The organism is Luteibacter sp. SVR4-7G, assembly GCF_056755555.1.
Window position 1 is genome coordinate 1 of record NZ_JBPGXO010000007.1, and the last position, 18,709, is coordinate 18,709.

Consider the following 18,709-nt stretch of genomic DNA (forward strand, 5'->3'; position numbering starts at 1 on the left):
CGATTCCGCAGGGAGGCGTAGGCCGGACGAGGACTTAGCGACAAAAATGGCAGGCGCCGGCGACCCGCCGCCACGCCCAAGCAAGACGCGATGGCGATAGCCGAGCCGGGGCAACGCTCCCTGCGGCGAAGCCGCTTAAGACATGGGCACGCGCCAGCGGGCCAACCGATGCGAAAAGCGGTCGCGCGCAGGGCGCGCTCCTACAAGGGGGGCGCCGGTCTGCTGCGTAGTGCGTGGCGCGCGACCGCGGCCAGTGCGGCGCAGAATCCCGCGGCGAGTACGCCGACGGCTAGCGTGAGCACAGTGTTCGGGAAGACTCGCTCGTTCGGCGCATAGATTGGCCAAGCCAACGATGTTTCGTAGGTGTAGTTGGTCAGCTGGCGGGTCGCGAGTTCGGCGCGCGACTGTTCGAGGGCACGCAGGTCGTCGTTGCTCGTGGCCAATGCCACGCCAGCCAGCGCCGCCGCGGGTCCGTTGCCCGCGGCTTCGCTCATCAGCCGGTCGCGGTTGGCCCGGGTTTCCTTCAGCCTCGACTCCAGTTCTTCCATGCGGCCCCTGGCCAGCGCGACCGGGGCGGCGGCAATCTGGGTATGCACGGCGTGCAGCACGGTGACGGTCGCGGTGGCCAGCTGTTTCGCATCCTCGGCCGAGTACCCGCGAACCCGCAGCTTGATGATGTTGGCGTACGGCATCTGCTCCATCTTCATGCTGCGGCGATAGAGCTGTCCTTCCGGCGCATCCACGGGCACGGCGATGCTTTTCAGCACGTCGTCCTGGAAGGACCGGGTTTCCAGCCGTTCGACCGTGCGCGAGAAAGCCTCCACATGGGGATCCTGTCCCACCGGTGTCGTGCCCACCTGGCCGATCTGGATCCAGGCGGTGGCCTCCCATTGGCTGCGCGCATGGTGCAGATAGGCGAAGGTGGCCGCGAGGATCACGAGGCCCACGCCGATGAACCAGCGCCACTCGCGGACGACGATGCGCCACATGTCGATCAGATAGATTTCGTCGTCTTTTGCCATGCCGGAAACTCGTGGTGGATGGAACGGGAGGGATGCGCCTCGTGCCGGTTCGGCAGGAGCCCCGACAGCAACTGAAGCAGGAGGCAGAGGACGAGGAAGCCGCCGTTCATCCAGATGAAGATCTGCGGTGCGAACGGCGCCATGAGCGACACGTAGGCGATGCGCAGGAACATCAGCAGGCCGAACAGGGACACCCCGGGCCTCAACCGGCGAACGCACCAGAGCAGCAAGGCATACGCCGCCAGCATGGAGGCGATGGCGCCGCCCACGCCCCAGGCCAGGAGGAAGGGAAGGTATTCGGTTCCGACGTTGATGTTGACGGCGTCGAACGGGATATCGGTGTCCGAGGTGAGCAGCTGCCCGCTTCCGGGCACGAGCTGGTGGAAGAGGAAATCCGGATTGGCGTAATGCTTGGCGAGCATCGATGCGAAGTTGTACGGACCCGCGCTGACGTAAAGCACCAGCCACTTGATGCCCTGAGGCGCGGCCTTGTACAGGTCGCCGAATGGCAGGGTCACGTGGTCGATGGAACCGGAACGCAAGCTGCCCAGCACCGAGAACACCACGCAGCCGGTCACCGCCAGCGCGCCGATGGCTTTCCATGGCAGGGGCCGCGAGCCGTCGCGACGGAAGGCCAGCACGAAGGCGACGGAAAACAATCCGGCGAAGATCCGATTGCGATCGATCACCATCACCGGAAACACCAGGCCCACGATCACCAGGCCGTAACGCAGCGCCGGATGGCGAGCGCAAAGCAGGCCGATGACCGGCAGGGTCCAGCACATGTCCGAGATATGCCTGAGGTGCTCGCGTCCGGGCTCGAGGTTGGCATACGACGAGGGATCGCTGATCAGCGGCACCGGGTACAGCGCCACGTCCAGTACGCAGAACACGACGATGACGGCGGCGAAGGCAAGCGCCACGAACGCCTCCCGCGTTCCCGCGTAGTGCCGCTCGCGGAACCGCTCCGGCGGAGGCAACCGCGTGCCGAAGAACGCGTCGGCGAGCATGATGCCTGCCGCCACGAGCACCAGCAGCAGGAGCCCCTGCCCGTAGCCTTCCGGCAGGTCGTAGGTAAGCAGCGTGACGCCGCAGGCCAGGAGCATCGGCAGGCAAAGGTAGGTCGACGGCAGGCGAAGGAGTTGCTTCATGCCGCGCCCACGCGGTGACGGGCGTGCCCGAAGCGGAGCTTCGACAGCGCCAGCAGCGAGAAATACGCCGTCATGTGGATGGCGACGCGTCCCATCCTGCCCTGCAGGAACGCGATCTTCGCCCCGATGTGGCAGGCCTCCGCGCGCAGCCGCGTACGGTCTGGCTCGGCGAACATGCACACCCGCCGCAGCGCCACCTCCCGTGCCTCGGTGAGGTTGACGATGCGCGTGGCGGTGTGCCGCGTCTTGCTGAAGTTGGCACCATGCAGGCGGTAAGCACACACCTTGACGTCGATGAAGCCGATGGCGTCGCGGGCAGCCAGGCGCAGGAACAGGTCCCAGTCGTCGATGCGCAGGCCTTCGGTCCAGCGCGCCACGGTTTCGAGCGCACCCTTGCGCAGCATCGTGACAGGCCCACCGATGGCCCAATGGCTGATTACCGCCCGGCGGATGCCGTCGTCCGACCGGTAGAGGCGCTTGTCGGCGCCGTGCAGGTCGCACATGCCGCTATCGAGGATCTTGTTGCCCTCGCCGTCCACCACGACGCAATCGCCGATGGCCGCCCCCTTGGCGGGATGCGACAGGAGGTAACGGACCAGCGCTTCCGAGCCGCCGGGCAGGAGGTAATCGTCGCTGGCCCCGATGCGCAGGAATTCGCCATGCGCACGGGCGGCCAGCTCGTTGAGCGTGGCGGCGATGCCACGGTTCTCGCGGCTCACGTATTCCACCGGGATATGGTCGCGGTGGAGCGCCAGCCATGCCTCGATCCGCTCGGCGGTGCGATCGGTCGAGCCATCGTCGATGATGACGATCTCCTTGGCCGGATACGGGTCGGCCAGGATGCTGTCCAGGCAGTGCTGTACGAACGCTTCGTGGTTGTACGCCGGAACCAGCACGGAAACCAGCGGCATCGGGGTCGTGGAGGCAGCCATGTCAGAGGGCTCCCAGGTAGCGCCGCGCTACGACGAGGTTGAAGAGCAGGTAGATCGCATAGTTCGCCGCGAACGCGTACATCGCGCCTATGAGGCCGAAATGCGCGGAAAACGCATGCACGAGGAGAAAGTAGGTCGCCGCGAAGACCAGTTCGGAGACGATGAAGAGGCGGGTCATCGCCTTGGCCAGCATCAGGTAGGCCATGACGAACGAAGCGATTTTCAGGACATCGCCGATGAGCTGGGGTGCGTACAACGCGTTCGCCGCGGCGAAGTCGCCACTGAACAGCACCCGTGTGACGGTGTCACGCAGGAGGTAGATGAGCGCGGCCACCAGCGTCACCGCCGGCAGCAGGTAGCGCCATGCTTCACGCAGCGCCTCGACCAGGGGACCCCGCTCTTTCGCCGCCGCAAGGCGCGGCAGGTAGTAGATGTTGATCGCCGTGACGATGAACAGCAGGTAGGCGTCCGACACGCGGGTCACCGCCTGCCAGTAGCCCACCTGTTCCCAGCCGAAGCGGCCGGCGAGGTCGTCGCGCACGGCGATGTTGACCAGGGGCGGCACCAGGGCCGAGGTCAGCGTCATCGTGGAGAAGGCCGCGAGCCGTCCGGTCATCTCGCGATCGAAGCGCATGCGGAGCATGCCCCGGCTGAAATAGGGACTGCGCCACCATGCGGGCAGGCCGACAATCAGCCAGAGCACCTGGCCGAGCACCAGGGAGAGCAGCGCACCGTACAGGTGCAGCCAGCGCGACAGCGTGAGCGCGGCCAGCATCGCCAGCAGCGAACCGGCGACCTGGATGAGCGCCAGCCGGCGCACGTCCATGAAGCCGTTGATGACGGCGAGGATGTAGTTGACGATGGCGACGCCGAGCTGGGCAAAGGCCAGGATGCGAACCAGGCCTGCATAGCTCGCGTCGCCGAGCAGCCACAGCGCGATCTTCGCGCTGAACAGCCAGGTGACCAGGCCCATCGCGCAGGAAGCGAGCAAGGCATACCAGAGTGCCGCGGCCAGGAGCCGCGACAGGCGGGCACTGTCCTCACGGTATTCGGCTACGTACTTCACGACGGCGGAGCCGATGCCTCCCCCCGCGAACACGGCCAGCAGCGACATCAGGCTGATGAACTGGCCGAGGCGCCCCACGCCGGCGGGGCCAGCGAACGATGCCACGAGCTTCACCACCAGCAGCGCGGCGAGCAGGCGCGCCGCGGTACCGGCTGCCGCATAGAAACCGGAGCGGACGAAATTCATGGCACTGCGAACGAAAGGCAGGCGTCGATCACCCGCTCGACCTGCTCCCCACCCAGGTTGGGTGCCAGCGGCAGGCTCAACACCTCGTCGTGCATGCGCTCGGTCAGCGGCAGCGCGAGACCGCGCAGTTGCGGATAGGCACCCTGCCGGTGCGGAGGTATCGGGTAATGCACCAGGGTCTGTACGCCGGCATCGGCGAGGTGCGCGCGCAACGCCTCGCGCCACGCGCTGCGCACTACGAACAGATGCCATGCATGGCCACCGGGACGGCCTTCCGCGGGAACGCGGATGGCCGGATGGACGATCGCTTCCCGGTACATGGCGGCGATGCGGCGCCGCGCGGCGTTCTCCGCATCGATGTAGCGAAGCTTCACGCGGAGCATGGCCGCCTGGATCTCATCGAGGCGCGAATTCACGCCTGCCCGTGCGTGGCGGTACTTCTCCACCGAACCGTAGTTGCGCAGTTCGCGTACGGTAGCCGCGAGGACGTCGTCGTCCGTCACCACCGCGCCGGCATCACCCAGCGCGCCGAAGTTCTTGCCCGGATAGAAGCTGAAGGCTGCCGCGTCGCCGAACGCGCCCGCCTTGCGCCCGCCGTTCGATGCGCCATGCGCCTGTGCGGCGTCCTCGATCAGCAGCAGGCCGTACCGCCGCGCGATCGTGGCCAGCGCCTGCGTGTCGGCCAGGCGCCCATAGAGATGCACCGCCATGATGGCCCGCGTGCGCGGTCCGATGGCCGCTTCGACCCGGGCCGGGTCCAGGTTGAACGATTCGTCGTCCGGTTCCACGGGCACGGGCACCAGCCGGTTGGCACTCACGGCGAGGAAACTCGCGATGAACGTGTTGGCGGGGACGATCACCTCGTCGCCCTCGTCCATGCTCCCGAGTTCCATGTAGGCACGCAGGATCAGCGCCAGCGCGTCCAGGCCGTTGCCCACGCCGACGGCATGGCGCACACCGCACCACCGGGCGAACTCGCTTTCGAATGCGGACAGCTCCTCGCCAAGGATGTAACGGCCGGAGTCGATGACGCGGGCCGCTGCGGCCTTGAGTTCACCGGCATGCGCCGCGTTGACCTCGCGGAGGTCAAGGAACGGCACGGCCGGCGACGCAATCGTCACCACGCGGTGCCCCCGAGCCTCGCATCGCCGCGTACCTCGCTCAGGAACTCATCGTAATTGGTGATGTAGTCGGCCGGGTCGTAGAACTGGTCGGCCAGCACCATCAGCACGCAGTCGTCGCTGAAGTCGTAGAGATCGCGCCACACCATGCTCCCCAGCAGCAGGCCCTTCGCCGGGTCGTCGAGGGTCACCTCCGTAGGCCCGGTGCCGTCGTCGAGGAGGATGGTGACGCTGCCGCGCACGGCCACCGCCAGCTGGTTGAGGTGCCGGTGTGCGTGCATGCCGCGATGCACGTCGGTGCTCGTGGAGAAAAGGTAATAAACGCGCCGGATGGGAAAGGGCACGTTCCGTTCCTGCTCGAGCGCGACGAGCATGCCACGGCTGTCGCCGTGCGTTTGCAGGAGGATCGGTTGGATGTCCATGTTGGGGCGACCTGCTGGGCTCACGGCGGACTCCCACCTGAGTGCCGAAGCCCGCGGCAAAAGGTTGTGGGGGCGCCGCGGCAACCTTCTCCGCGTCGACCGGCACTCAGACGGACATGGCACTCGAGGAGCCCTGGCGATGACCAACGCGGAACCGGTACCGACGCGCCCGCGCAAGCTGGTGGCGCTCCACTGGCTCACGGTCCTGTGTGTCGTCGCGGCAGCGACGCTGATCCTCATGCGCGACGAGCTGGAGGGGTTCGACGGGCGCACGGTGCGCATGTGGCTGCTCGAGGGACACCGCCATGCCGGGCTGCTCGTGCTCCTGCTCTTCGGCGTCCGGGTGGCCCTGCGTGTCCGCTACGGCAAGCTGCAGCCGGGCGGCGACCACCCGCGGATCGTGCGCATCTGCGCCGGCATCACCCATGTCGCCCTGTATGCCCTGCTCCTCGCCCTGCCCCTCCTGGGCTGGGCGATGTCCAGCGCCGCGGGCAACGACGTGCACTTCTTCGGTCTCACCCTGCCGGCACTGGTCGGCGAGGACGAGGACCTGGCGGACAACCTGCAGGCCCTGCACATCGATGCCGCCTGGGCCCTGCTCGTGCTCGTCACCCTGCATCTTGGCGCCGCGCTCTGGCACCACTTCGTGCTGCGCGACCACACGCTCCGAATGATGTTACCGAGGCGCCGCCGCTGATGGGCGGCGGCTGCCTGCACGTTGCGACCCATCGATAGGAAGAGGGAACAGACCATGCTGCCGTTATCCAGCCGACGCGTGAAGCGAAGGACCGACAAGTTGCTCCTCGGTGGCCTCATGGCCGCTCTCCTGCTCTTCGCCACCACGGCGGCACAGGCCATTCCCGCCTATGCCCGCCAGACCGGCGCGGCCTGCGCGGACTGCCATGCGGGCGCCTACGGTCCCGCGCTCACGCCCTACGGCATGCGCTTCAAGCTGGGCGGCTACACCGATACCGACGGCAAGGGCACCAAGATCCCCTTGGCCATGCAGCTGACCGAGACGCACACCAATCCGGCGCGCGGCGACAGCACCACCGCCTTGACCGAGGGTGACCTGTACCTTGCCGGCCGCCTCACCGACCAGATCGGCGGTTTCGTCAAGGTCGAGGCCGACCACACCGGACACAACACGTACAACACGAAGCTCAGCAGCGTGGACCTGCGCTTCGTCGCCAAGGAACTGAAGATCGGCGGCAAGGACACCTTGTTCGGCGTGAGCGTGAACAACAGCCCAGGCTTCAGCGACCCGCTCCACAACCTGCCGTCGGCCAACTTCCTCGGTCCGGCAGGCATCACCGGTTCCCTGCTCAATCCCTCCAGCCCGAACTCGCTGTCCAACCGCGTGATCGGCGCGACGGCCTACGCGCTCTACGACAACGACTGGTATGGCGAAGTGGGTACCTATCGCTCCCTGCCCACATCGCAGCAGGACCACCTCGGTTACAACATCGGCGGCGACCCGGGACGCCTCCGCGATACGGCCTATACCCGCTTCGCGTACATGAAGGACATGAAGACGCAGTTCTTCTCGGCGGGCCTGGTCGGCCTGACCACGAAGCGGCAACTGCCCCGCTCCGGCCCCAGCGACGACATCGTCGACCTCGGCTACGACCTCACCTACCAGTACCTGGGCAACCGCGACCACATCGTGCAGCTCGCGTACGTGAACATCCTCGAGAAGCGCGATTACGGCAGCACGCCGGTGATCGGGGGCGTCGTCGCACGCGACAGCGGCATCGTGCACGACCAGACGATGAGCGTCACCTACACCTTCAAGCAGACCTACGGCGTGACCTTCAGCCACTTCAAGAGCACCGGATCGCGCGACCTGGCGCGCTTCGGGCCCTCGGGCGATCCGGACACGACCACCAACCTCATCAGCGTGTACTGGGCACCGTTCGGCAAGGACGATTCGTATACCTCGATCGCCAACCTGAAGCTCGCGGCCACCTGGTTCCGCTTCAGCCGCTTCGCCGGCAGGGAAGACGACATCTTCTTCGCGCCACCAGGTACGCAGCGGACGGACGCTCGCGACCTGAACGCGTTTTCCCTCTCGGCCAGCATCGCTTTCTGACCATGAAGGGAGCCGTTCGAGTGCCGACATCCATCTTGCGACAAAGCCTCCATCTCGCCGTTTTCCTCGTCGCGGCCGCCGGCTGGGCGGCAACGCCCGCCCGGGCCGGCGACGCCAACGCCGGCAAGGACGTTTTCAAGTCCGAATGCGCCGAGTGCCACACCGTGAAGGAGGGCCGCAACAAGAAAGGCCCCAGCCTGTTCGGCATCGTGGGCCGGAAGGCCGGCAGCGTGCCCGACTACGACTACTCCGACGCGCTGAAACAGAGCCCGTGGACGTGGACGGCGGAACAGCTGCACACCTACCTTTCGCAACCGGCGAAAAAGGCCAACCCGGGCACGAAAATGAAATACGAGGGCCTCGACAACCCCAAGGATCTCGACGACCTGATTTCCTATCTCGGCACCCTGCACTAGAGTGGATCCGGGCCGCCCGGAGGCGGCCCGGATCGGCCGGTTGCCGCAGATGGAGTATGGTCCCGCGTTCCCGCATGCCCTGCACCACCGACAGGTCACCCGAACCCGCGCGAGCCTGGGAGCCCGCGTGGGTTTCCTCGTCGGGGTGGCCCTGGCCTGTCCGGCGCTCCATGCACAGACCTCGCCCCTGAGCGGCACCGTTGCGCTCAGTTCGCAGCTCGTCGATCGCGGCCTGGCCATCACCCGGCCCGGGCCTGTTCTGCAGGGCGCGCTCAACTGGGCCTCGCCGTCCGGATGGTCGGTTGGCGTCTCCGCCAGCGCGCAGGTCCACAGGCCGCGCGGCTTCGCCGGCTTCGTCGCCCAGGTGGCGCATTCCTGGTCGCTGTCGACGGACTGGCAGATGCAGGCCAGCCTCATCGACTACCGCTATCCCAGCCACGGCCGGAGCCGGACCTACGACCGCACGGAACTGGGCGTGAGCTGGATCTACCGCGACGTGCTCACCTTCGGCCTGTCGGGTTCGCACCTGAACAACTACGGCGGCCAGCGTCCGCGCGGCGCGGCCGATCTCGGCCTGCATTGGCCCCTGGCGCGGGGCTTCGCGCTCTCGGCGAGCGCCGGCGTGGCCCAGGAGCTGGTCCCGCCGCGCGGGTCCGGCTACGAGCGGCGGAACCACTATTATTACGGGCATGCAGGCCTCACCTGGGATAACGGACCCTGGCGTATCGAAGTGGCCCACATCGCCAGCAACCGCGACCGCCAGTCGTTCCAGCCCAAAGTCTCACCGTGGACGGCGACCGTGTCGCGGGCTTTCTGAAAGGTAACCGGGGCAACCTTTTGCCTCCCGCCCGGGACTCACGAGTCATCCGAACCGATGGGCCAGCCCATGAGCGACGCCAACAACGAGGCCGATGCCACCGACCGTCAGCTGCTGCGGCGCATGGCGGACGGCGACCGCGCCGCGCTGTCGGTCATGTACCGCGCCTACCATGGGCGGCTCTGCCGCTTCCTGTCGCGCATCACGCGGCGTAGCGACATCGTCGAGGAAGCCATCAACGACTGCTTCTGGATCGCCTGGCAGAAGGCCGGCACGTTCCAGGGCGATTCCCGCGTCTCCACCTGGATCATGGGCATCGCCTACCGCTGCGGCCTCAAGGCCCTGCGCCAGCACGGCAGCGAGCCGGTGGACGAGGACAGCCTTCCCGAGGACCGCACGCCGGCCCACGATCCCGACGACGACCGGGTGATGCGCGACTGGCTGGGCAAGGGCCTCGAGAGACTTTCCGCCGACCAGCGCGTCGTGGTCGAACTGGTGTACGGCGTCGGCCATACGCTGGACGACGTCGCGACGATCATGGGCTGCCCGGTGGGTACCGTGAAGGCACGCCTGTTCCACGCGCGGGTGAAACTGCGCAACGTGCTTCCCGGACTTGCCGGGGAGCGAACCATCAACAGAGAGAACGCGCCATGACCCTCCATAAGGATGCTGGCAGGGATTGCACACGAGCCTGGGAAGCGATGCCCTGGGTACTCCGCGGCGATGCCTCCGCCGAACAAGGCGAGTGGCTGGAAGCCCACCTTGCCGGCTGCCCGGCCTGCCGCGAGGAATTCGCCCAGCAGGAACGCCTGCGCGCGGCGCTGTCGCTGCCGTCCGACCTCGCGGTCGACGCGGAGGCAGGGCTTGCGCGGTTGATGAGCCGCATCGACGACGCCGAGGCACAACCTCCCATGACGCGCCGCTTCGCGTCGTCGGGCTGGCTGGTCCGCGGCCTGGTTGCCGCGGTGCTGGTCCAGGCCATCGGTATCGGCGTGCTCGGCATCAAGCTGCGCGGCGAGGAATCGCCCGCCCCTGTGTACCGTACCTTGAGCCAGCCCGATGCTCCTGTCCCTGCGGGCGCGCTGCGCGTCGTCCCGCAGTCGTCGATGAAGGTCGCCGAGTGGAACCGGCTCCTGCAGGATTTCCACCTGCGTGTCGCCGGCGGACCTAACGACGTGGGCGCCTATACGCTGGTTTCCGAAGACGGCAAGGCCGCGTCGAAAGAAACCCTGCTGCGCCTGCGCGCCACGCCGGGCATCCGCTTCGCGGAGCCCGTCAGCGGAGCGCCATGAAGCGGCTGCTTTTCGTCCTTTCGGCGGCGTTGCTTCTTTCCACGCTGGGCGGGTGCGCGGCCGTGCCCGCCGCGCCCGGCCCCTCCACAGGCGGCACGTCGCCAGCCGGCGACGTCGCCGCCATGGACAGCAACCGCGACATCGTCCTGGCCGTGGCCAACCCGCTGGAGCCGGCGGCGACGCACGCGGGCTCCAACCTGCTCGGCTACACGCCCTCGGCCAATTACAGCGCAGGCCAGCGCGCGGCATCCGCCCTGGCGGATATCGAGAAGGCCTATGGCGTGCGCACGCTCACGGGCTGGCCGATCAAGGCGCTGGGCCTCTACTGCGTCGTCATGCAGCCGCCACCCGGCGTGGACCGCGATGCGCTCATCGCGCGGCTCGTGGCGGACAAGCGCGTGCAACTGGCGCAGCCGCTGCAGGAATACGCCGTCTACAGCGATGCCGACAGCGCGCAGAAGGCGGCGCCGCAGGACGGACGCCGTTACAACGATCCTTATACGGACCTGCAGCGCGGGTTCGTCGAAACCCGGGCGGCGGTCGCGCACACGGTGACCCAGGGCGACGGCGTGCACGTCGCGGTCGTCGACACCGGCGCCGACATGAGCCATCCCGATCTTCGCGACCACGTGCGCGACGGCGGCGATGCCGTGGACGACAACGCCGGCGCATTCAACACCGACCGCCACGGAACCGAGGTGGCCGGGATCATCGCCGCCGAGGCCGACAATCACCAGGGCATGGTGGGCATCGCGCCGAAGTCGCGCATCAGCGTCTACAAGGCCTGCTGGTACCCCGATCCCGCCAAGGGCGCGCGTTGCAACTCGTTCACCCTCGCCAAGGCGCTCGCGGCGGTCAACGACACCGATGCGCGCATCGTCAACATGAGCCTCGGCGGCCCCGCGGATCCGCTGCTCGGCAAGCTGCTCGAGCAGTTACTGAGCCAGGGACGCATCGTCGTGGCCGCGCTGCCGCCCGGCGGCGGTACCGGCGGTTTCCCCGACAACGCGCCCGGCGTCATCGTCGTCCGTTCGAGCGAGGCCACGGCGGCGGCGTCCGGCGTCCTGAGCGCACCCGGCAAGGACATCCTCACCACCCAGCCCGGCGGCGGCTACGACTTCACCTCGGGCTCCTCGATGGCCGCGGCGCATGTCAGCGGCATCCTCGCCCTGTTGCTGTCGCTGTCGCCCCGGCTGGACGCCGGCACGGCACGCGACATCTTGCTGCGAACCAGCAGCGTCACCCACGGTATGCTGGAAGTGGATGCCGCCGCGGCCGTGGCCGCGCTGGGCGCGGAGCGCAGAAAGCAGTAAAATCAAGGCCATGCGTATCGGCCCCTACTCCATCGCGCCTGCCGTGGTGCTCGCACCCATGGCCGGCGTGACCGACAAGCCGTTCCGGCTCCTGTGCAAGCGCATGGGTGCCGGGCTTGCCGTGTCGGAGATGACCACCGCCGATCCGCGCCTGTGGAATACGCGCAAATCGCTGCGGCGCATGGACCACGAGGGCGAACCCGAGCCCGTGAGCGTACAGATTGCCGGTTACGATCCCGGCATGCTCGCCGAGGCCGCCAGGTACAACGCCGACAACGGCGCGCAGATCGTCGACATCAACATGGGCTGCCCCGCCAAGAAGGTGTGCAACGTCTGGTCGGGCTCCGCCCTGCTCCAGGACGAGCCACTCGTGGCGCGCATCCTCCACGCCGTGGTGAAGGCCGTCGACATCCCGGTCACGCTGAAGATCCGCACGGGCTGGGACCGCGAACACCGCAATGCGCTGAGCATCGCCCGCATCGCCGAGGACGCGGGCGTCGCGGCGCTCTCCGTGCACGGGCGTACGCGCGCCGACAAGTACGAAGGCGAGGCCGAGTACGCCACCATCGCCGCGGTGAAGGCCAGCGTTTCCATCCCCGTCCTCGCGAACGGCGACATCGTCGACCCGGCGAAGGCACGCGAGGTCCTGCGCATCACCGGCGCCGACGCGGTCATGATCGGTCGCGGCGCGCAGGGGCGCCCGTGGATCTTCCGCGAGATAGCTCACCACCTGGAGACGGGGGGCTTCCTCCCCGAGCCCACGCCCGGCGAAGTCCGCGACATCCTCACCGGCCACCTCGAACATCTCTACGCGTTCTACGGCGAGGCGATGGGCGTACGCATCGCCCGCAAGCACCTCGGCTGGTACGCGAAGGACCGTCCCGAGAACGCGTCGTTCCGGCACGTGGTGAACAAGGCGGAAGACGCAGCGACGCAGTTGCGCCTTACGCGTGAGTATTTCGATGAGCTGCAAGCAGGCGCCGCCCTAGCCGCCTGATACCCCACGTTTCACGCTGCCTTGAGTACGGCGGCCATCTTCGACCGGTCCAGTTCGCGCTCCCAGGCGCATACGACGATCGCCGCCACGCCGTTGCCGACGAGGTTCGTCATCGCGAGGCCGGTGCCGAGGAAGCGGTGGATGCCGAGGATCAGGACCATGCCCGCCACCGGGACCACCGGCACCACGCTCAGCGTCGAGGCCAGCATCACCAGCGCCGCGCCGGCGACGCCGCTGGCGCCCTTCGAGGTCAGCATGCCAACGATCGCCACCGTGATCTGCTGCTCCAGGGAAAGCTGGATGTTCAGCGCCTGGGCGATGAACAGGATCGCCATGGTCAGGTAGATGTTGGTGCCGTCGAGGTTGAACGAATAGCCGGTCGGCACGACCAGGCCCACCGTCTCCTTCGGGCAACCCAGGTCTTCCATCTTGCGCATCAGCGGCGCGAGCACGACTTCCGACGAACTGGTGCCGAGCACGATCAGCAGCTCGTCCTTGATGTAGGCGCAGAAGCGCAGGATGCTGAAGCCGGCAAAGCGCGCCACCGCGCCCAGCACCAGGACGACGAAGAGGATGCATACGAGGTAGAAGCTGCCGATCAGTTCCATCAGCGGCACCAGCGACACCACGCCGTACTTGCCGATGGTGAAGGCCATGGCGCCGAACGCGCCGATGGACGAGACCGCCGTGATGTAGTGGACGATCTTGAAGAACACCTGCGCACCGGCCTCGATCACGTCGTAGACGGGCTTGCCGCGCTCGCCCACCGAGGCCAGTGCACAACCGAACAGCACCGAGATCAGCAGGATCGAGAGCACGTCGCCCTTCGCGAACGCGCTGACGAAGGTGGAAGGAATGATCGAGAGCAGGAAGCCGATCGACTCGATGTTGTGGCCCTGGGCCACGAGGTTGCCCACCTCGCCTGCCTTCAGCGTAGACGGATCGACATTGAATCCCGTGCCGGGATGGAACACGTGCGCGGCGACGAGTCCGAAGAACAGCGCGAACGTCGAGATCATCTCGAAGTAGAGCAGCGCCTTGCCGCCCACGCGGCCCACCTTGCGCATGTCGCGCATGCCCGCGATGCCGGTCACCACGGTGCAGAAGATGATCGGCCCGATCACCATCTTGATCAGGGCGATGAAGCCGTCGCCCAGCGGCTTCATCGCCACGGCGTACTTCGGCGAGAGATAACCGAGGATCACGCCGATGACCACCGCCACCAGGACCTGGACGTAGAGTTGCCGGTAGAACGGCTTGCGCGGCTTCTGCGACGACGGAACGGTGGCGGCGATATCGGACATGGAGTTCTCGGGCGTGGATCGATCAGGCGAAGTCGTACAGGCGCGCCGGATTGTCGATGAGCAGGCGCTTGCGCAGCCCCTCGTCCGGGCAGAAACGGAACATCAGGTCGACCAGGCCGCCGTCGTTGGGCATGTCCTTCGAGATGTTTGGATGCGGAAAGTCCGTACCCCAGAGCACACGATCGGGCGCGGCCTCGATCAGAGCACTGGCGAACGGGATGGCATCGTCGAAGGGCCTCTTGCCGACCGAGACGCGCTCGGCGCCGCAGACCTTCACCCAGGCAAGCGGGTTGTCCCGCATGAGCGCCAGCAACAGGCGGAAGGGTTCCTGTTCCAGGCCCTTGGCGGCCTGCACGCGGCCCATGTGGTCGATGACGAAGGGCACGCGGATCTTCGCGAGCACGTCGTCGTTCAGTTCCACGATGTCGTTGGCGTCGAGATGCAGCACGACGTGCCAGCCCATTTCGGCCACCTTGTCGAGCACGCGCCAGAACACCTTCATGTCCGGCCGGCCGCCGAGATGCTGCACGAAGTTGAAGCGGACACCGCGCACGCCGCCATGATCCAGCGCCTCGAGGCCCTTGTCGTCGATGCCGTCGTCGACGATGGCCACGCCGCGGTAACGGCCTTCGCCACGCGCGATGGCGTCGAGCATCGCCGTGTTGTCGGTGCCATGGCAGCTGGCCTGGACGATGACGCCACGGTCGAGGCCGAGGAAGTCGTGCAGCGCGACCAGGTGTTCGTAGGGCGCGTCCGGTGGCGTATAGCTGCGGTCGGGCGCATAGGGGAAACGCTCGGCGGGGCCGAACACGTGGCAGTGCGCGTCGCAGGCAAGCGGGGGGAGCGCCTGCTGCGGCTTGGTGGGATGGGGATCGGGGGGGAGGCAGGACTTCATGGGGATGGTCACTCGTGGGGAAGCTCGTCGACGTAGCGCAGGCCGGCGGCTTCGAGCTTCGGCCGCATCCCGTAGATATCGAGGCCGAGTTCGCCCGCCGCAAGACGCTTGCGCTTCTCTTCTTCGTTCAGCGTGCGCTTGCGCGATGCGTCGATGGCGGCATCCACGGTCGCGTAGGGCACGACGACCACGCCGTCGTCGTCGGCGACGATGGCGTCGCCCGGCTTGACCAGCTGGCCGCCGATGACGACGGGTACGTTCACCGAACCGAGCGTGGCCTTCACGGTGCCGCGCGCGTGCACCGCGCGCGCCCAGACCGGAAAGCCCATGCGGCGCAGTTCCGCGCTGTCGCGCACGCCGGCGTCGATGACCAAGCCGGCCACGCCGCGGGCCATCAGCGAGGTGGCGAGCAGGTCGCCGAACATCCCGTCGGTATTCTCGGTGGTGCATGCGACGACCAGGACGTCGCCGGGGCGGCATTGCTCGACGGCCACGTGCAGCATCCAGTTGTCGCCGGGCTGGGCCAGCACGGTGACCGCGGAACCCGCGATGGAGCGGTCCTGCTGGATCGGCGCGATCGGCGGCTGGAACAGGCCGGTGCGGCCCTGCGCCTCGTGCACCGTCGCCACGCCGAACCCGGCCAGCGCGCTGGCCTGCTCTGCGCCGATGGACGGGCGCTTGCGAACGACCACGCCGATCATGCGAGCGTCCCCTGGGTCACGTGCGGGAACACGCGCTGGAACGCTTCCGCGTAGGTGATCTTGAAATCCGAATTGCGCGAGGCCTGGGCACCGCGCTGCAGGCCGACCCGGGTGTAGTACTCCCACAGGTGTTCCTGCGCGCGCATGGTTTCGAAGGCCGCGCGCTTCTTTTCCCAGACCGGCGTGATGTCGAGGAACAGCTCGGGCTTCCATTCGCACTGCTCGGGCTGGTGCGGCTCGAACAGGAAGACCGGCGGCGCGCCGATCACCGGCACCTGCGGCTCGTGGCCATGCGCCTGGGCGACCACGCGCGCCTCCTGGGCCACGTGGGTGGCGAGCGGATGATCGAAGTTATACGGGTCCTTCAGCGAGTGGCTGAGCACGAAGGACGGGCGCAGCTCGCGATACACCTTGGCGAGGTGGAACACCACGTCGAGGTCGGCGCGCATCGGATAATCGCCGATGTCGAGGAATTCCACGCTGGCGCCGAGAATGTCCGCGGCTTCCTGCGCCTCGGCGCGGCGGTCGGTCTTCACCTTTTCCATCGTCATGCCCGGCTGGCGCCACAGCTTCGCGGATTCGCCGCGCTCGCCGAACGACAGGCAGACGATGTGCACGCGCCAGCCCTGGGCCACATGGAGCGCGATGGCGCCGCCGGCGCGCCAGACGAAATCGGCGGAATGGGCGCTGACGACGAGCGCGGTTTTCTGTTCGGACATGGCTAGCTCCAGGTGCGGGGGATCAGGCGGCGGGGCCGCGCCAGATCGATGGGGAGACGGGAACGGTGCCGCGCATCAGCAGCCGCGCGGTGCGCAGGAGCGCCGCGCGGACCACGCGCGTGCCCTCCATGCCCACCTCGACGCTGAACTCGCCGGTGGGGTGTTCGATCGAAAGAGTGCGCACGTCGCCCTCGCCCGGGTTCGCGACGTCGTAGGCCACCGAGCCCGGCAGGACGGCGGCCGTGGCGACGGTGACCGCACCGAGCACGCCGATCGAGGTATGCACGTCGTGTGGAATGAAGGTGCGCGTGCCGATGGCGCCGCCGGCGCGCGGTGGCGACACCAGGGTGATCTTGGGTACCGGCTTGTGGGTGACGTCGCCGAGGTTCATCAGCGGCGCGGCCTGCAGGCGCAACGCCTCGATGCGGGCCTTGAGCGCGGCATTGCCGTCGAGTTGTTCGGGCGTCTCGTCGCCGCTCACGCCGAGCGCGGCCGCGGCGATGATCATGACCGGCATGCCGTTGTCGATCAGCGTCATCTCGACGCCGTCGACGGTGTCACGCACGTTGCCCGTGGGCAGCAGGCTACCCGTGAGCGAGCCCTCGGTGTCGAGGAAGCCGCAGGTCACGGGTGCCGCGGGACGCGGCACGCCGTCGATGCGCGCGTCGCCATCGTACGCGGGCCGGCCGAACGGCGTCTCGATGGTGATTTCGGCCACCACGCCGGTATTCACCGTGCGTACGCGGCGGGTCGTGGTGCCGTGGTCGCCCTGGAGGAGGCCCGACTCGATCGCCGCAGGCAAGGCGGCCGCGAGCATGTTGCCGCAATTGGGCGTGGTATCCACCGTCGCATCGGCGATGCCGACCTGGCCGAACAGGAAGTCGAGATCGGCGACGCCGTCGGTTGGAACGGACAGGATGCCCACCTTGCTGGTCAGTGTCTTCGCGCCGCCGAGGCCGTCGATCTGGCGGGGGTCCGGCGAGCCCATGGCCGCCAGGATCACCGCGTCGCGGGTGGCACGGTCCGCGGGCAGGTCACGGGCAAGAAAGAAGGGACCTTTCGAGGTTCCGCCTCGCATGTACCAGCAGGGAATTTCGTGCGCCATGGCTTTCGACCGGGAGAGCTGATGGAGCGATGGTCTTCCCGGCGGCGGGGGGGTACAACGCGTTCGGCGGCCTATCTGCTTTGCGTAATTGTCATAGCCGGGGCGGTGTCTTGCATTTGATGCAATGCAGCACGGTTGGGAAGCGTAGAGGCGCTGGATTCCTGCCTTCGCAGGAATGACGAAAGCTCCCCGCCGGCGTCCCTGCGAAGGCAGGGACCTAGCGACTCCACCTCTGGCTCCAGCTCACTCCCGCGGATCGAGCTTGCCTTCCGCGATCAGTTCGTCCACCAGGGCCAGTGCCTTTTCCGTGATCGGACTCATCGGCCGCTGGGTAGGCGTGGCGACCACCAGGCGCGTGACGATGTTCGGCATCACGATCGGCACCGCGCGCAGCTGGTGCGGCCCGCGTCGTGCCAGCACCGCGTTTCGCGAAAGCACGCCATAGCCCACGCCGCGTTCGACCAGATCCAGCAGCGAACGGACCGAATCGATTTCCAGCCGGATATCGAGCGACACGCCGTAGCGCGCGGCATCCGCCTCGATGAGTTGCCGCACCGAATGCAGCGGCGAGGGAATGATCAGCGGATACTGGCCAAGGGTTGCCAGGGGCACGCTGGCCGGCAGGTCGCGGCCATCCTTCATGCTGCCGATGAGGTAAAGCTGCTCGGAATGCACGTGGCGGAAACGCATGTTCGCGTTCACCGCGGGGTTGTACAGCAACGCGCAGTCCAGGCGGCCAAGCTGCAGCCATTCGAGCAGGCTCGCACTCAGCGCTTCCACCACGCTGATCTGCGCGGCCGGATAGCGTTCGCGGAAACGCATGACGAGGTCGACGGTGAGCAGGCCGCCCACGCTGGGCGGAAGGCCGATGGCGAGCTTGCCGGCGACGACGCCGCGTGCCTGGCCCAGCTGCATGCGCGCCACTTCCACCTGGCGCAGGATGCCGCGGCCATGTTCGACCAGTTCGCGGCCGGCCTCGGTGGCGACCACGCCACGGCCGTTGCGCTCCAGCAGGTGGGTGCCCAGTTCCATTTCGAGCTGGCGCACCTGGCGGCTCAACAACGACTGCGACACGTCGAGGGTTGCGGCGGCCCGGGTAAGGCTGCCGAACTCGACGATGCGGATGAAGCTCTGCAGGTGTTTCAGGTCCACGGCGCG

At 67.6% G+C, this 18,709-nt stretch carries 20 protein-coding genes; 8 read left to right on the plus strand and 12 right to left on the minus strand.

Annotated features, from left to right (window positions below):
* Window positions 1–200 precede the first annotated feature (200 nt).
* The 6 genes from ACR9ZH_RS04115 to ACR9ZH_RS04140 are packed head-to-tail and all read right to left on the minus strand — an operon-like array spanning window position 201 to window position 5,900.
* The gene (locus tag ACR9ZH_RS04115) at window positions 201–1,022 is read right to left on the minus strand and encodes a Wzz/FepE/Etk N-terminal domain-containing protein (protein ID WP_481289484.1); all 822 of its coding nucleotides are present in this window, start codon (window positions 1,020–1,022) and stop codon (window positions 201–203) included.
* Window positions 995–2,173: a S1 domain-containing protein gene (locus ACR9ZH_RS04120; RefSeq protein WP_481289485.1), complete on the minus strand. Its 1,179-nt coding sequence runs from the start codon at window positions 2,171–2,173 to the stop codon at window positions 995–997. Before ACR9ZH_RS04120 ends, ACR9ZH_RS04115 begins: the two co-directional genes overlap by 28 nt.
* On the minus strand, window positions 2,170–3,105 hold the full coding sequence (locus tag ACR9ZH_RS04125) for a glycosyltransferase family 2 protein (RefSeq protein ID WP_481289486.1): 936 nt from the start codon (window positions 3,103–3,105) through the stop codon (window positions 2,170–2,172). Before ACR9ZH_RS04125 ends, ACR9ZH_RS04120 begins: the two co-directional genes overlap by 4 nt.
* 1 nt (window position 3,106) lies before the next feature.
* Window positions 3,107–4,357 (minus strand): O-antigen translocase, encoded by a 1,251-nt coding sequence (locus ACR9ZH_RS04130; protein ID WP_481289487.1) that lies wholly within the window; start codon window positions 4,355–4,357, stop codon window positions 3,107–3,109.
* On the minus strand, window positions 4,354–5,478 hold the full coding sequence (locus ACR9ZH_RS04135) for a DegT/DnrJ/EryC1/StrS family aminotransferase (protein ID WP_481289578.1): 1,125 nt from the start codon (window positions 5,476–5,478) through the stop codon (window positions 4,354–4,356). The genes ACR9ZH_RS04130 and ACR9ZH_RS04135 overlap by 4 nt, the downstream gene beginning before the upstream one ends.
* Entirely contained in the window at window positions 5,475–5,900 is a 426-nt protein-coding gene (locus ACR9ZH_RS04140) for a sugar 3,4-ketoisomerase (RefSeq protein WP_481289488.1), read from the minus strand. The genes ACR9ZH_RS04135 and ACR9ZH_RS04140 overlap by 4 nt, the downstream gene beginning before the upstream one ends.
* Window positions 5,901–6,039: 139 nt before the next feature.
* On the opposite strand from ACR9ZH_RS04140, the gene ACR9ZH_RS04145 reads away from it, so the two are divergent.
* The 8 genes from ACR9ZH_RS04145 (at window position 6,040) to dusB (ending at window position 12,827) form a co-directional block, all read left to right on the plus strand.
* On the plus strand, window positions 6,040–6,597 hold the full coding sequence (locus ACR9ZH_RS04145) for a cytochrome b (protein WP_481289489.1): 558 nt from the start codon (window positions 6,040–6,042) through the stop codon (window positions 6,595–6,597).
* 117 nt (window positions 6,598–6,714) lie between these two features.
* Window positions 6,715–7,992: a cytochrome C gene (locus ACR9ZH_RS04150; protein WP_481289579.1), complete on the plus strand. Its 1,278-nt coding sequence runs from the start codon at window positions 6,715–6,717 to the stop codon at window positions 7,990–7,992.
* Between the two features lie 35 nt (window positions 7,993–8,027).
* Entirely contained in the window at window positions 8,028–8,408 is a 381-nt protein-coding gene (locus ACR9ZH_RS04155; protein WP_481289490.1) for a c-type cytochrome, read from the plus strand.
* Between the two features lie 127 nt (window positions 8,409–8,535).
* Entirely contained in the window at window positions 8,536–9,225 is a 690-nt protein-coding gene (locus ACR9ZH_RS04160; RefSeq protein WP_481289491.1) for a TorF family putative porin, read from the plus strand.
* A gap of 57 nt (window positions 9,226–9,282) precedes the next feature.
* Window positions 9,283–9,879 carry an RNA polymerase sigma factor gene (locus ACR9ZH_RS04165; RefSeq protein ID WP_481289492.1) on the plus strand — a complete coding sequence of 199 codons (597 nt, stop codon included), beginning with the start codon at window positions 9,283–9,285 and terminating at the stop codon, window positions 9,877–9,879.
* Window positions 9,876–10,517 (plus strand): anti-sigma factor family protein, encoded by a 642-nt coding sequence (locus tag ACR9ZH_RS04170; RefSeq protein WP_481289493.1) that lies wholly within the window; start codon window positions 9,876–9,878, stop codon window positions 10,515–10,517. Before ACR9ZH_RS04165 ends, ACR9ZH_RS04170 begins: the two co-directional genes overlap by 4 nt.
* Entirely contained in the window at window positions 10,514–11,830 is a 1,317-nt protein-coding gene (locus ACR9ZH_RS04175) for a S8 family serine peptidase (RefSeq protein ID WP_481289494.1), read from the plus strand. Before ACR9ZH_RS04170 ends, ACR9ZH_RS04175 begins: the two co-directional genes overlap by 4 nt.
* Window positions 11,831–11,840: 10 nt before the next feature.
* Window positions 11,841–12,827 carry a tRNA dihydrouridine synthase DusB gene (gene dusB, locus ACR9ZH_RS04180; RefSeq protein WP_481289495.1) on the plus strand — a complete coding sequence of 329 codons (987 nt, stop codon included), beginning with the start codon at window positions 11,841–11,843 and terminating at the stop codon, window positions 12,825–12,827.
* A gap of 11 nt (window positions 12,828–12,838) precedes the next feature.
* On the opposite strand, the gene ACR9ZH_RS04185 is transcribed toward dusB, so the two are convergent.
* The 6 genes from ACR9ZH_RS04185 to ACR9ZH_RS04210 form a co-directional block, all read right to left on the minus strand.
* Window positions 12,839–14,131 (minus strand): dicarboxylate/amino acid:cation symporter, encoded by a 1,293-nt coding sequence (locus ACR9ZH_RS04185; RefSeq protein ID WP_481289496.1) that lies wholly within the window; start codon window positions 14,129–14,131, stop codon window positions 12,839–12,841.
* 22 nt (window positions 14,132–14,153) lie between these two features.
* Window positions 14,154–15,026: an amidohydrolase family protein gene (locus ACR9ZH_RS04190; RefSeq protein WP_481289497.1), complete on the minus strand. Its 873-nt coding sequence runs from the start codon at window positions 15,024–15,026 to the stop codon at window positions 14,154–14,156.
* Between the two features lie 8 nt (window positions 15,027–15,034).
* Window positions 15,035–15,727 carry a 4-carboxy-4-hydroxy-2-oxoadipate aldolase/oxaloacetate decarboxylase gene (locus ACR9ZH_RS04195; protein WP_481289498.1) on the minus strand — a complete coding sequence of 231 codons (693 nt, stop codon included), beginning with the start codon at window positions 15,725–15,727 and terminating at the stop codon, window positions 15,035–15,037.
* Window positions 15,724–16,446, minus strand: a complete 723-nt coding sequence (locus tag ACR9ZH_RS04200; RefSeq protein WP_481289499.1) for a PIG-L deacetylase family protein — start codon at window positions 16,444–16,446, stop codon at window positions 15,724–15,726. Before ACR9ZH_RS04200 ends, ACR9ZH_RS04195 begins: the two co-directional genes overlap by 4 nt.
* Window positions 16,447–16,468: 22 nt before the next feature.
* Window positions 16,469–17,551, minus strand: a complete 1,083-nt coding sequence (locus tag ACR9ZH_RS04205; protein ID WP_481289500.1) for a 4-oxalomesaconate tautomerase — start codon at window positions 17,549–17,551, stop codon at window positions 16,469–16,471.
* Window positions 17,552–17,794: 243 nt separating this feature from the next.
* The gene (locus tag ACR9ZH_RS04210) at window positions 17,795–18,703 is read right to left on the minus strand and encodes a LysR substrate-binding domain-containing protein (RefSeq protein WP_481289501.1); all 909 of its coding nucleotides are present in this window, start codon (window positions 18,701–18,703) and stop codon (window positions 17,795–17,797) included.
* Between the last annotated feature and the right edge of the window lie 6 nt (window positions 18,704–18,709).

What these genes read in the sequence shown, in the direction of transcription:
- ACR9ZH_RS04200 (WP_481289499.1), bottom strand. Translation starts at nt 16,446, where the DNA reads ATGTCCGAACAGAAAACCGCGCTCGTCGTCAGCGCCCATTCCGCCGAT.
- ACR9ZH_RS04205 (WP_481289500.1), bottom strand. Translation starts at nt 17,551, where the DNA reads ATGGCGCACGAAATTCCCTGCTGGTACATGCGAGGCGGAACCTCGAAA.
- ACR9ZH_RS04185 (WP_481289496.1), bottom strand. Translation starts at nt 14,131, where the DNA reads ATGTCCGATATCGCCGCCACCGTTCCGTCGTCGCAGAAGCCGCGCAAG.
- ACR9ZH_RS04130 (WP_481289487.1), bottom strand. Translation starts at nt 4,357, where the DNA reads ATGAATTTCGTCCGCTCCGGTTTCTATGCGGCAGCCGGTACCGCGGCG.
- ACR9ZH_RS04140 (WP_481289488.1), bottom strand. Translation starts at nt 5,900, where the DNA reads ATGGACATCCAACCGATCCTCCTGCAAACGCACGGCGACAGCCGTGGC.
- ACR9ZH_RS04115 (WP_481289484.1), bottom strand. Translation starts at nt 1,022, where the DNA reads ATGGCAAAAGACGACGAAATCTATCTGATCGACATGTGGCGCATCGTC.
- ACR9ZH_RS04125 (WP_481289486.1), bottom strand. Translation starts at nt 3,105, where the DNA reads ATGGCTGCCTCCACGACCCCGATGCCGCTGGTTTCCGTGCTGGTTCCG.
- ACR9ZH_RS04190 (WP_481289497.1), bottom strand. Translation starts at nt 15,026, where the DNA reads ATGAAGTCCTGCCTCCCCCCCGATCCCCATCCCACCAAGCCGCAGCAG.
- ACR9ZH_RS04150 (WP_481289579.1), top strand. Translation starts at nt 6,715, where the DNA reads ATGGCCGCTCTCCTGCTCTTCGCCACCACGGCGGCACAGGCCATTCCC.
- ACR9ZH_RS04195 (WP_481289498.1), bottom strand. Translation starts at nt 15,727, where the DNA reads ATGATCGGCGTGGTCGTTCGCAAGCGCCCGTCCATCGGCGCAGAGCAG.
- ACR9ZH_RS04145 (WP_481289489.1), top strand. Translation starts at nt 6,040, where the DNA reads ATGACCAACGCGGAACCGGTACCGACGCGCCCGCGCAAGCTGGTGGCG.
- ACR9ZH_RS04175 (WP_481289494.1), top strand. Translation starts at nt 10,514, where the DNA reads ATGAAGCGGCTGCTTTTCGTCCTTTCGGCGGCGTTGCTTCTTTCCACG.
- ACR9ZH_RS04165 (WP_481289492.1), top strand. Translation starts at nt 9,283, where the DNA reads ATGGGCCAGCCCATGAGCGACGCCAACAACGAGGCCGATGCCACCGAC.
- ACR9ZH_RS04170 (WP_481289493.1), top strand. Translation starts at nt 9,876, where the DNA reads ATGACCCTCCATAAGGATGCTGGCAGGGATTGCACACGAGCCTGGGAA.
- ACR9ZH_RS04120 (WP_481289485.1), bottom strand. Translation starts at nt 2,173, where the DNA reads ATGAAGCAACTCCTTCGCCTGCCGTCGACCTACCTTTGCCTGCCGATG.
- dusB (WP_481289495.1), top strand. Translation starts at nt 11,841, where the DNA reads ATGCGTATCGGCCCCTACTCCATCGCGCCTGCCGTGGTGCTCGCACCC.